This window comes from Mesorhizobium sp. B2-7-3, from assembly GCF_006440715.1.
In the GTDB taxonomy this organism is placed as follows: domain Bacteria; phylum Pseudomonadota; class Alphaproteobacteria; order Rhizobiales; family Rhizobiaceae; genus Mesorhizobium; species Mesorhizobium australicum.
This window is the reverse complement of sequence record NZ_VFTY01000008.1, coordinates 102,693-114,457: the sequence shown is the minus strand read 5'-3', so window position 1 is coordinate 114,457 and position 11,765 is coordinate 102,693. Positions and strand designations below refer to the sequence as shown.

Below are 11,765 nucleotides of genomic sequence, written 5' to 3'. Positions count from 1 at the left end.
CCGAGTTCAAAGACGGCCACGCGGGATGGCCGTCCGTTGGCGCTTGCCGTCCGATTGCCCTGGGCTGCGGCGCGTTCATCATGAAGCGGAGCAACTTTGTGCTGCACGATCAAGATTCCCCTACCTCGTGAGCCTGGTCAGCGATTGCTCGACGCTGAAACGCGCCGCAGCTCTCGGCGAACGGACAATAGGGATTGCCCGGTTGCGTGAACCATTGCGCAGACAGACACACCCCGTTGTTGAAATCGATCGGCTCCGAGACGTCCAGCACGCGCATCAACATGCGCCCTTGTACCATCCCGCACATTTGCGTGACGGTTCCACTGGTGATGGAGGCGTTCAATTCATTGAAGGTCACACCGATGAACGCGTTGACAGCGTCGACGTTGGATTTAGTCCAGCCAAAGATGTCGTCGATAGGCCTTTGCCGCTCCCCGTCCCACAGGCTGGAATGGAAGTATCTGATAACCCCAGTCTCCCGATCTTTCGAACAGCTTCCCACGTCACGGTGGGTCAGCTCATCGCGAATATGACGTAGGTCATCATACCAAGTCGCCGCCCGGACTGCGGCCTTAAGCCTTTCGGGAAACGATCCTGTGATTGCGTCAACCTCAGCAAAAAGACGCCGGGTGGAGTCGCGATATCGCATGGAGCTCGGTCCATATACGATGTGTAGAACCTTCGCGGTGCAGTCAATGACCGAGTACAGCTCGGTAATCACCGCCTCCAGCACAGCAGCCAGGTTTCTGGCATTCTGCGCTGGCGTAAACCCATGCTTATCGAGCTCGGCTTCGTCAATCTTCAGACTTGGCACAAGCGATTCCGCCATGGTGAAAAGGGTCAGCGCCTTGTGGAAGTGGTTCTTTACGCCCGCAAGCACGCGCTTCTGATGGCCTTGGAATTGATATGTCGTGGGCCATAAGGTGAGAAAGCGATCAACCTCGCCCCATTTTTCAGGCGCGAATATTCTTAGGGCTTCAGCTACGTTAGGCATCTGCGAAAACATCCGCTCAAGGCCGACGGCGATCGCCGGCCGACCGTACTACTGGCCAAAATCCTCGGCTAGGGAGCGGGCTTCAAGCGCTCCCTTTCCCAAACCTTGATGCTGTTGAGCCACACCCTGTGCTTCATCGAAGCTGCCCACCTCGAGACCGCGAAGATTGAAGAAGTCATACGTATACTCAGCCTTTGCGCTTCCTTCCAGCCTAGTAAATTTCTGCAAGGTCACGCCGTTCTTTTGCAGCATGTAGTGATCAAAGTGTTTCTCGTAGTTATCGAAGTTCGGGTGAATTAAGCGATAGTTGTGGCTGCTCTTGCGAGCCCCTTCGTCGGCCTGATCGATGACGAAGTCAATCCGCTCTTTCTTGTACTGCATATTGCATCGCTTGCAGGATACACCGAGGTTCCAAATCTCGAACGAGAGCAGCCGGAAAGCGCCAACAGACTTTGGCAGGACGTGCTCGCGATCGATCATGAAATAACCAGCCCCACCGAGGTGCCGCCTGCAGTAACAACACTGGTCCTTGTGCCGCCCAAGATGAAAAGTCTCTATCTTCTTTTTGATGATCTTGACCGTTTCGTCCCGCTCATCGCCTGCCTTCCAGTCCCAAGGTTTCTCGGTTTCGAGCGCCGCCGTGATCACTTCCATTTCTGAATCAGTGAATGCGAAATCCTCAAGCGTCGGCGTGTAGGCGTCATCCATGGCCGTCCGCTCCCTCAGCCAACCCGGTTTCGATCTTGTCCAGTAGGCCTCTAACTGCCGCGAAGAATCCCTTCTGGCGCTCGTCGAAGCTCTCTGCCTCCATCCTCTCGATAAGCGACAAGACCTGAACCTTTGGGACCTCGCCTTTCTCGAAGCGAGATATCTCATCGACGATCTGCTCGCTCACGAAATGATTGGCCGGGGTCACGACCTCGAACGCCCGCCAGAGGATTTCCTCAATGCTGTTCGGCGAAGCGGGGCCCGTTTCTATTGGGAGCCGCCTCGTAGCTCCGTCCCGCACCTCGAACACGGAAACCAAGTCCGGACTGTCGGCAAGCGCCCCAGTGACAACGAGTGGAGCATGGGTAGCGACGATGAGCGAAGCACCACGGAAGTTCATCGCGGCAAGAATCTTCCCTATGTAATCCCGCTGCCAGCTTGGATGAAGGCTATTCTCAGGCTCGTCGATTACGATGAGTGGCTTGTCGCCGACATTGGTGATCAGAAAGAGCAGTGAAGAGATCAGCGCGAGCTGGCCAGAGCTCGCATGCTGCATCTCGATCACACCTCCCCGTTCTTCCGTTCGAGCAGCACTCGGATTCCACTGATCACGCGCCAGCGTCGGAGTGTTGATTCCAACTTGAGCACTGAAGCAAACTCGCGTGCGCGGCTGAACTCGAACACGGAGTTCCTGGCATCGATCCAAATCCGTTCCTCAGGTTCGTGCCGCTGGAGAAAGGACATCCCCATTTCAACGACAACATCCCCTACCGGCACATCGAAACCCCGATCGGGGGCATCCGGATAAAACTGGGCGCGTAATTGCTCGCGTAGTTCATCGGTCGTGAGCTTGTAGTAGATGTGAGGGCTGATCTCGAAGCCGAACCGTGCTTCGTAGCCGCAATGATCTAGGATCGCACTGATCTGAAAAAATGCAGAGCCAGTTTCGTTGAGAGTATCTGCGACAGCCTTTTTCACTACGTTCTTGGGTGATTGGTCGCTCCGTCCGACCGAAATACGTTTAACTCCTCGCAGACCGGTGAATCGATCATGTGGGGTGTTGCAGACAACCGCCACGTTGCGGCCACTGCGGTAACGCGTGGCAATATCTAGGAGCACGGAACTCTTTCCCGAGCCATTCGGGCCGACAAGGATGGAGACAGCCTCGCTCATCCCGCCATCCTCGTCCATGCCGAGGTCGTGCAGACTCACCATGCGGATACACCGCTTTCGAGCCGATCAGCCTGCACCTCTTCCCTCCCTTATCTGCACGCACACTGCTTCGCGACGGATGGGGTGAAATATGCGCGACCTACGAGCGTTTAGACAAGTGATCAGACGTCGAGTATTGGGGTCTAACGTTTCTGGAGAAGCAAAGACTTCGAAATCCAAAACGCGCTCGCCCCTCGTTGAAGGCCCTCGGCATCCGCATCACGTGCGCGAATAAATCGGCTTAGATAGGAGCGATGGCGGGCGATGCGCAGGCGGCGGAGCTGTGATGCGGGAGCTTGCGTGTCGCGGGGGAAATGTCTTGTCGGTTGCAAAAGCTGATGCTTCCGCTTCGCGGAGCGGCGGCCGTTGTGCCGTCGCTTCTGGGCAATTCCTAATGAGGCGCTCCAGTTTCATGAGCGCGATCGACGATCCGTCGGGGCGCGTCGATGCGCGGCCTGAGCGCAGTAAGATTAATGGTACCTTGCACGTTCACAGGCACGGACTGAGACAAAGGTACGCACTTCGGCGGATGAAGACCGATGCAGACAAGAACACTGGAGTGCACGTTCCTGCCGGCGGCGGCTCCAATTTACTGATGTCTGGACCGCGCTCGATTGCTTGTGACGACACTCTGTCAGTCCGATGGACGTGTGCGCTGCGATGGTTCGTCCGCTGCTATCGTACAGCCAAAAACATCCCGTCGATGAGCACAGAGACTGCACGGCGCATCGGGGCTCGACGCCAGAATCGTGGCATAGAGTATAAAATAGTGTATTGATCGCATATTAGGAGAGGAACGACGATGGCGAATAGTTCTCGCAAAGCACAACCGATTAAGACGGCAAGATAAAAGGGCGCACATTGCGCTTCTGTCGGTCGATTGTTTTTGCTTGGTTTTTCGCTGACTTCCCCACGTTGCGGGCTTGTGGCGCAATGTGCGATTTACTGCCAAACGATTGGTTTTGTGTAGAGAATGGCAATTTGCCGAACCAAGTCGCCTGCCTGCGCCCGTTGTTCGCGGCGACGTTGTGCCGACGCTGTTACGCCCTATGTCAGGTCCGCCGCCGACCTCACGCAACGACTATAGTGGCAGGTTGCCGACCGTCCGGTCTTTCACGCCCGCGTGCGCCGTCATCCAAAGCCTTAGTGTACTCGCCGCGCTTGCCTCACAAGTCCCTCTATGAGATGAACTCGGCGGCCACGGGAACCATTCCAGCCTCGGCCGGGTGAGCTTGTATGCGTTTCGGCTGGGGGTCGGTCGCCTTCGGGAATTGTGATGCTGAGCAATAGTTTTCTAACGATGTGTCGGCAGTGATGGTCACGCGCGTCCGTCGCACGGGCGAGCGCGAGGTCACGGTCACGTTCAAATTTCCGATCAACGCGACCGCTCGGGCGATGGTAGACAGCCAAATTGCACTGCTGCGTGACTGCGTGGTGCCGATCGTCGGCGCGACCGCGCGCCTGCAACCCTATGTTGTCGGCAGCGCCGTCCTGTTGGACTACTTTGGGACCAAGTGCCTAGTCACCGCCGAACATGTTATGAGCGACCACGGTCAAGAGCCGTTGTTCCTGTTCGGCGCCGACGGACTGTCCCGGCCATTGCATGGGCAGTTTGAGGTAGACGAGGACGCAGATCTGGCAGTCAAACTTCTGTCTGACGAAGAGAGGAACTGGCTCTCGCACCGGCCGTTCCTGCCCGCGAGCTCACTCGATAGGGTCGCGCCGCCGGGGGAACGGTTTTACGCCACGGTGGTCGGCTATCCGGCGTCAGCGGCGCGCCGCTTGGACAAGATGACTCTTGATACCCGCATGGAGGCATATTCGAACTTTGCTGCCGAGACAGCGGACGGTCGTGTCGAGGTGCTCTTCGACAAGAAGGAGGGCGTGCGCGGCGAGCGAGGCGACGTCCAGGCGCGTGACCAGTATGGCAAAAGCGGAGGTGCCATCTTCGGCATCGCGCTATCGAGCAGTTTCGGTCTGCCAGTTCCGCCAGCCAAGCTGGTCGGCATTGCGACCCGTTGGAAGCGGGTCAGAAATCAGATCTGTGGCTCAGGATGTTCGAGCCTGGTCCCACTCCTCGATGCCCTGATGAAGGCAGTCCACTCCGAGTAACGCCCATGCCAAGCGACAATCCAAATTGAAAGATGGCGGACATACTGGAAGGGCTGCCTCACAGAGGGAGAGAAGCGTCATCGCCTGCCCTTTTCCATTTCCACATCGGGCTCAGTAGATACTAAAGCCACTTCGATCTCGACGATGACGCTGTCACGGTCACCGCAGCCAAAAGCTGCTTTAGATACCGCATCGAGCCGCGGGTCGCCCGTCCACAAGCCGATGACATCGTCTACCAACCAGTCCGCCAGGCTACGACCGAGGCGCGAAACCATATCGGGATGGATGTGGCGTTTGCTCACATCCGTCCCGAAGCGATCAATCATCAGTTGGGCCGGCACAATCGGCATGGTGACGCCCGCGACATCCGGTCCGACTGCAAGAAGAAAGCTTGAGGTCGTCTGTTCCGCAATGTCGTTCATCTGACTCATATCCACAACATAGTGAACGTTCTCGGGCAAATCGCTCCGCCGTATCCGTTTCGCTTGAACGAAGGTCGCGCGCTGGCTGAAAGGCGGCGCGCTGCCTCTGCGCGCGCGGACGATCAGCGTAACGTCAGTCGAGAAGCGATGCCCTTTTGCAAGGCCCTCCTTTCCCTCTTCGCTTTTACCGATCACACGATGCGACAGGCTGACCATCAACCTTTCGCCGCGATCCGTCTCTCTCGCCAGCACTGCCGCGTCGCGGGTTACCCGCTCGCACACGCCGCGCAGGCGTTCTAACAGTTTGCCGACAAGGTTTTCTTCTCCGCTCGATGCGGTCAGCGGCACCTCTTTTGCCATGCTGGATGCCGCATTTGAAAAAGCAACGCGCAGCATTTGCTCAAGGCGAGCATCACCGAGCCAAGTGCGTGAGTGCGGCAAGGTCATGCTGTCGCTGTTGTCAGAGTCGTCCCGAGTGAGTAACGACTCCATGGGATCAGCGGCCTTGGACAACAAGTCCAACGCCGATCGAGCCCGAAGGCCAACAAGTCTGGAGCCGTGGGCTAGGAACGGAGAGATTGCGGTTGCAGGGTCCGGCTCGTTGATCTCCAGCGCCGTGAACTGAGCAAGAAGGTCCTCATTGGGGCTTGCGAACCACAGCAGCGCCTCCGTAACAGCCGCCCTCAGTTCGATATCCTTACCGATGGTTTCCCGAAGTGAGCGCCGCCAGGCTGCTCTGGATGCACCCGCCATATCTGCAAGGACAAAGCCATCAAGGGACCGGCCAGATATCAGAGGCAGTTGTCGCAGCAGGTACGCGACCTCGACCACGTCTCTCGGCAACTCCTCGGCCTCGGGAACGTCCACCCACAGCGCTGTCATCAACTGCCCCCACACGCTGGTACCCACCCAGGTTTTGAGGAGTTCGGCTACTAAACCCTGACGGCCGTAGCCTTGCGTCGATGTGATCGCCACCATCGCGGCGGTTGCATCCTCTCGGTCGCCGGTGAGTTCCTGGAGATCTCTCACGGCTTTTTCCAGAGTCGAGCCCGGACTCCGCAACTTCCGCAGTCCTGCCTTGATGACGTCCTTTTCAAACCGCAACTCGGGCCACTTATTAAGATGTTCGCGCAGCCGCTGCTCGGTTAGTTGATAGTTGCCGAAGTCCTTCGCGGTTTCGCTCACCAGATCACGCTGAAAGGCGGGCCAGGATTTCAACCGCCAAGCTTCAAGCGCCGCCTTGAAGACCTCCTTCAGGCGGGGCGGCGCCTCCTGCTCAATGGCTTCCCAAATGTTCTCGTAAGTGTCGCGCGACATTGAGTAGCTAGGCAGGTCACGTCGAACAACTGGCAGGATGCCGCTCCAGGTGAGGTGACTGCGTTTCGGCTGATCTTTTTCGGGGTCGAGTAGACCGAAATTGCCTCGGGTGCGAAAAGCGGTGACCTCGAGTGCCTGCACCGCACTGGCAATATCGATGCGCTCATCTTCCACGTCGTCAGCCAAGCTAAATCTCTCTAATTTCGATTTTTGATGACGGAGCAGTTATTTCGGCTGCGCCGAGTTCTTCCAAGCGTTTTGCATTCGGAACGACAACAATCCGATCTCCTTTCACTGCAGCGGGTCGGGACGTAGGCACCGCCACCTCGCCTTGGCTCGGAACATATAAATGAATGCCGGGACTTGGAATGACGTCGGTTCGCTGGTTGGTGACAAAGGTGTACATTGCTGCCCAGCAGGCTCAGGAGCCCTGCACGGAGTGGCGGCTTGAGGATTCGACCCTTTAAGAGCGGACGCTCAGTCTGTGCCCATTCGAACGATCAAAAGCAGGTCTGCACGTCGACGGTTATTAGCTTTCCCGCGATCCAAGTCGCAAATATGGCACCGCCAACTCCGACTGAACCAATCACCACGAAGACCAAGCGATGCCAACTTGCCCTGTTCTTAAGCTGGGTGAACGCATCGTTGAAATTGCTCGTCACCCCAGCGAAGTCAGTCTTCAGCCGCTCCTGCTGACGCTCAAACTCGAAGGAGATTGCGTTAAGGGTGAGCCATTGGTTCACGATCGATGCGATAAGAAAGACCACAAAGATCCAAGCGCCTGCCACCACCGCAGTGTCTGTCCATAGCTCGACGCCGCAGTCCTTCGCAGCCTTTAATTGAGACGCAACTACGATCGTCGCAATGGGAATACCGAGAATCTGGCCCTGTAGGTCGACGAAGGTTTTGTGCATTCGGGCGATAAATTCTGCTTGAGCACTTTCGACTTCCCGCCTGATCTTGGAGTACGTAAAGCTGGAGGCGAAAAGACGGTAACCGGCCGACACCTTCTCGGAGATATCTTTTACTTCGCGGATGACATGTCGAAATCGTTGTGGCGATGGCAGGCCGGCCACAGCATCAATCACCGCCTCTGAGAGAATGGTCAGCTTCTGTTCGAGGTGAATTGGATCCTCGAATAGGGCAATCAGGGCTTGCACATCGGTCGGCTTCAATATCTCGAGGTCACTTACATCGTAGTCGACCGAAATCGCAATCCGTCCGTCACGGAAGAATACCAATTCCTGTTGGACGCCATCCAGAAACGCAGCAGCTTTTGCCAAGAGGGCCACAAGTGAAAGGGCGGCTCGGTACCTAACCTGCAGCTCCACAGGAGGCTGAGTTTCTGCCGTCACTCGATCTTTGATGATAAAATAGTTTTGGGGCTCCTCTACACGAGCTTTCGGCCCAGCAATCAAATTGCTGAACGTCTTGGCGAGCCGCCCCAGCGAGTGCCGCGGTGCGTTTAGTTGAACTTGCACAGTCCTGCCGAGTGCGAGCTCGTCGCTCTCGCTGAGCAGTTCCATCCCCGCATCAGCGGCGGCGTCGCTGTCCTGATCGACCAACAGCAGCGTTTTCAGCACCTGCTCGGTTGCGATTGTAACGCGTCCCTTGTCGTCAGCATCGAAGGTGGTGACGGCATATACTGCTTCCAGATCTGGCCATATGATCCTAGGCATCTCCGTATTCGCCGCTCAGCTTTTCCTTCAGTTCGTCCGGGAGATTTCGCAAGGTGAGCGTCTGCTTATCTTGGTCGTAAGTGACCTCCCCTGCTGAGATAGCGTCTCGGTCGAACTCGATGAACCAATGTTCCGTTCGTCCCTTAAAGCGGACCAAGGTATTGAGGATCGCTTTGTTAGGAATGAAGCGGTCGTTAAGCATCAGGTCCGGGTCGGCAAGGTAGTCGCGAAGGCTGTCTGGATCGTCCGGGACGAGCTCATTCGTTAGAGCTTCGAACGACAGCTCTTCCCGCTTTGATGCAGCGCGGTCGCAGATCTCCTTAGCTTTAGCCAGAAAGGCGTTCCTCGCTTCGAGTTCGAGGCCTCGCTTGTTGGCGAAGGATTTCAGGGCGTCGACGAGATTGCGGGTATCGGCCTTCTCTTGGACCGAATCCACGCACCCGAGGAACGCTTGAAAATATTCAGCAACGTTCCCCTTACCCTTGAGGAAGCCGATGTATCGATCCTCGTTGTTTGTCCAACTGGTAATATTAATGCGCCCAGCGAATCGGAACCCGTCGACGTCGAGGTGCGTCACATCTTGAACGTCGTGCTGCCGTGTTAGCGCGGCGCCGAGTGTGTCGTTGACGATGGCGACCATCAGAAAGTGCCGTTCTTCTCGCGCGAAATGTGCGAAAAACACATGCCCGCCGGTAGCAGCTGCCTTGGCCCCGGCGTTCACCGCCAAGGTCTTCATCAACGCTTCCGTGAGAACACCAAAATTATTTGCGTCCGCACTAATGTACTCGCGCAGGTGGCGTTGGGTCGGGTAGTTGTCTTCGTCATCCGAAAACTTCCCGTGCGATTTCGAGGTCCGCCGCCCATATAGCTGATGAAGCTGATCTACGACGCGCTGCACCGGATCGGTAACACGTAAATGCGAGTTACCCAAAACAATTTCGAAATTGTCCGCGACCTTTCGTAGATCGTGAACAGCGACATTAATGATATTGTTTTCTGCCAACAAACCCTCCCCACAACATTAGCTAACATATGCAAGTCGAGGCCGAATTGGCAATCAGGCTTGGCGCTGCCTTAGGGACAGCCAAAGCGGCTGACGGCGTGCAGAAGCGATTAGTCGTCTTATCGCCTGGCGATGTCGTCGCATTGCCTGCACCAGCGCACTGGTGCCAGGCCGGCGAGCTTAAGGGATCCGAATTGGAGTGATTGAAAGTTCGTTATGAGAGGCGAAGTCGGCGCCGACCCAAGTGCGGTATTCAACGGTCCGGCCGCTAACTATTTCAAAGCCAACCCTGCCTCTACCAGCCGACGGAATGCCTCCGATCTCGTGGGAAGATCTGGCTGATTGCGACGCCACTCGTCGACGCGCGTAAGCAAGTCACTTGAGAGGCGCAACTCAAAGCGCTCAGTTTTAGTGTCAACATGTTGTTCAGGCGTATTTGACAATCAGGATGTCCGTAATGTACGGTATGTACGTAAATGTGGTTCGCTCTTCGCAGCCGAACGACGTGCTCGAAACACGTCGTCCGGCCTGACCACATCCAAGCTGTCTGGAGCTCGGATCATGGCTGATTCCGACAATACCACGACTTTGTCTTTCGTCACCGGCGGGAGCGTACCTGCCCGGTCTGCAAATGCAATGGGACCGCGGCTAGGCGAGTTTGAGCTCAACGCCAAAGAAAGCCGCCACGACACAGAGTTGCCACAGGCAGCACTACCCGACCCTGCACTTCTTCTCTTGAGTGATTGGCAAATGGCTCGGTATGTCTCCCTGCTGTTATGTCGCGTGCAGCAGAGGTTAGAGAGCCGAATGATGGTCAATACCGGAATTCGGGGATTGACCGAAGACTCACGAAACCCGGCTGAAAGCCGAGCAAGGCGTACCGTCGGTGATTCAGGGGCGTATGCGGTTGCGCGTGAGGCCGAGGTCTTTGCGATGACCGACGCTCTGAAGCTTCAAGATTCTATCCCTGAAGTCGCGGCTACGTCGCTCGTCGGGGTCATCGCTAAGTTGGAGATGATTGTCGGCGCTGATCGAGATATCGGTGACCCTACGGACTTCCCGTGGCCGCACATAGCTTCGGTACTGCGCGACTTGAAAGCGATCGCGGGAGACTTGCCGGGTTGTTGCCGGAGTCGGGCAGGGACGCGGAGGGATTTTGCCAAGCACTGGGAGGCCGCAGCCAAGCTGGTCGCGGCCCTGAAGGAGGAAGGCGCGGCCGAGCGCCGCGGCCGGCCCGGGGCATACTGAAGCTGATAAAGCGGTTCAGATGCTCGACCCAGCCTTTGGTTAATGCTCGTTGTTGTGCGTGCGCTGCCTCCGTTAGGAGAACGCCCGTCCTGCCCTGCATTCGCCACGGTGCGACAGGGCGCGAAGGGACATCCGTTATTTCATAACCGCTCAATTTCGGCACTTAAGCCGGTTGGGGTCGGCCTTAGAGGCCACGTTTATCAATTGTATCAGTTATTCCGACTGGCGCGCCCGAAGAGGATCGAACTCCTGATCCCAGATTCGTAATTAGACTGGAACGAGAAGGCGGCGCATTTCTGCCCTTTCCTTTGACCGATTGGAAGGTCGGTCCGTGGCTGGAATTTTTCGGAAAACCAGCTAAGAGGTTTGGTTTGCGGCAGATAGGAGATATCGCGTGTCGGAAGAAATCGACGATCACCGGAGCCAATTGATGGAGCTCACCGCGGACATTGTGTCCGCCTTCGTCGGCAACAACCCCGTACCTGTCGCATCTCTCCCGGATATCATCGAAAGCGTGAACTCGTCGCTCGCGAGAATCGGGCGGGGTGTCGAACCTGAGAAGCCGACCCAGGCTCCAGCGGTTAATCCGAAGAGGTCGGTGTTCCCAGATTACATTATTTGCCTAGAGGACGGGAAGAAGTTCAAATCGCTGAAGCGCCATCTTGCCGTGCACTACGAGCTGACTCCAGAAGCGTACCGGGAAAAGTGGGGGTTGAAGTTGGACTACCCAATGGTGGCACCGAACTACGCAGCTCAACGGTCGGCTTTGGCGAAATCGAGTGGGCTCGGCCGGAAGGTGCCGGCAAAGGGGATGGCAAAGAACGCCCGTAAGCCAAACCCCGCCCGGGCCAAATCGTAATCGCGCCCCGACGGACTACAATCCGGCGGTAATTCGATAGCACCCGCCGCTCGCTCGCTACAGCACTCGGTGGGGCGCGCTCGCGATCGGCTTGGCCAATAGGCCCTTGGTCAGAAGATTGTCAGAAAACTGGAATGGATCCATGGCGACGAAAATTTCACGCCTCGTCACGGAGAGAATCCAGCGAGAGCGTGATCAACCGTGTTGACCA

At 56.8% G+C, this 11,765-nt stretch carries 10 protein-coding genes; 3 read left to right on the top strand and 7 right to left on the bottom strand.

Annotated elements, in window-relative coordinates:
- Positions 1–109 precede the first annotated feature (109 nt).
- Genes FJW04_RS19125 through FJW04_RS30380 form a run of 4 tightly spaced genes read right to left on the bottom strand, consistent with a single transcriptional unit; the run spans position 110 to position 2,917 of the window.
- Positions 110–994 (bottom strand): hypothetical protein, encoded by an 885-nt coding sequence (locus FJW04_RS19125; protein WP_140716034.1) that lies wholly within the window; start codon positions 992–994, stop codon positions 110–112.
- Positions 995–1,042: 48 nt separating this feature from the next.
- Entirely contained in the window at positions 1,043–1,702 is a 660-nt protein-coding gene (locus FJW04_RS19120; protein ID WP_140716032.1) for an HNH endonuclease, read from the bottom strand.
- The gene (locus FJW04_RS30385) at positions 1,695–2,258 is read right to left on the bottom strand and encodes an AAA family ATPase (RefSeq protein ID WP_246673926.1); all 564 of its coding nucleotides are present in this window, start codon (positions 2,256–2,258) and stop codon (positions 1,695–1,697) included. Before FJW04_RS30385 ends, FJW04_RS19120 begins: the two co-directional genes overlap by 8 nt.
- A gap of 5 nt (positions 2,259–2,263) precedes the next feature.
- Entirely contained in the window at positions 2,264–2,917 is a 654-nt protein-coding gene (locus FJW04_RS30380) for a CobW-like GTP-binding protein (RefSeq protein ID WP_246673903.1), read from the bottom strand.
- 1,311 nt (positions 2,918–4,228) lie between these two features.
- Here FJW04_RS30380 and FJW04_RS19110 point away from each other — a divergent pair.
- A complete protein-coding gene (locus tag FJW04_RS19110) occupies positions 4,229–5,026 on the top strand; it encodes a hypothetical protein (protein WP_140716030.1) in 798 nt (265 codons plus the stop codon).
- A 77-nt stretch (positions 5,027–5,103) separates the two neighbouring features.
- On the opposite strand, the gene FJW04_RS19105 is transcribed toward FJW04_RS19110, so the two are convergent.
- The 3 genes from FJW04_RS19105 to FJW04_RS19095 form a co-directional block, all read right to left on the bottom strand.
- A complete protein-coding gene (locus FJW04_RS19105) occupies positions 5,104–6,951 on the bottom strand; it encodes a hypothetical protein (protein WP_140716028.1) in 1,848 nt (615 codons plus the stop codon).
- A gap of 314 nt (positions 6,952–7,265) precedes the next feature.
- On the bottom strand, positions 7,266–8,444 hold the full coding sequence (locus FJW04_RS19100) for a hypothetical protein (RefSeq protein ID WP_140716026.1): 1,179 nt from the start codon (positions 8,442–8,444) through the stop codon (positions 7,266–7,268).
- Positions 8,437–9,447, bottom strand: a complete 1,011-nt coding sequence (locus FJW04_RS19095) for a nucleoid-associated protein (protein WP_181172990.1) — start codon at positions 9,445–9,447, stop codon at positions 8,437–8,439. Before FJW04_RS19095 ends, FJW04_RS19100 begins: the two co-directional genes overlap by 8 nt.
- A 561-nt stretch (positions 9,448–10,008) precedes the next feature.
- On the opposite strand from FJW04_RS19095, the gene FJW04_RS30375 reads away from it, so the two are divergent.
- On the top strand, positions 10,009–10,695 hold the full coding sequence (locus FJW04_RS30375; RefSeq protein ID WP_246673901.1) for a hypothetical protein: 687 nt from the start codon (positions 10,009–10,011) through the stop codon (positions 10,693–10,695).
- 430 nt (positions 10,696–11,125) lie between these two features.
- Entirely contained in the window at positions 11,126–11,554 is a 429-nt protein-coding gene (locus tag FJW04_RS19085; RefSeq protein WP_140716186.1) for a MucR family transcriptional regulator, read from the top strand.
- Positions 11,555–11,765 lie beyond the last annotated feature (211 nt).

Excerpts from the sequence above, each read along its gene's own strand:
- FJW04_RS19125 (WP_140716034.1), bottom strand. The coding sequence starts at position 994 with ATGCCTAACGTAGCTGAAGCCCTAAGAATATTCGCGCCTGAAAAATGG.
- FJW04_RS19120 (WP_140716032.1), bottom strand. The coding sequence starts at position 1,702 with ATGGATGACGCCTACACGCCGACGCTTGAGGATTTCGCATTCACTGAT.
- FJW04_RS30385 (WP_246673926.1), bottom strand. The coding sequence starts at position 2,258 with ATGCAGCATGCGAGCTCTGGCCAGCTCGCGCTGATCTCTTCACTGCTC.
- FJW04_RS30380 (WP_246673903.1), bottom strand. The coding sequence starts at position 2,917 with ATGGTGAGTCTGCACGACCTCGGCATGGACGAGGATGGCGGGATGAGC.
- FJW04_RS19110 (WP_140716030.1), top strand. The coding sequence starts at position 4,229 with ATGGTCACGCGCGTCCGTCGCACGGGCGAGCGCGAGGTCACGGTCACG.
- FJW04_RS19100 (WP_140716026.1), bottom strand. The coding sequence starts at position 8,444 with ATGCCTAGGATCATATGGCCAGATCTGGAAGCAGTATATGCCGTCACC.
- FJW04_RS30375 (WP_246673901.1), top strand. The coding sequence starts at position 10,009 with ATGGCTGATTCCGACAATACCACGACTTTGTCTTTCGTCACCGGCGGG.
- FJW04_RS19085 (WP_140716186.1), top strand. The coding sequence starts at position 11,126 with ATGGAGCTCACCGCGGACATTGTGTCCGCCTTCGTCGGCAACAACCCC.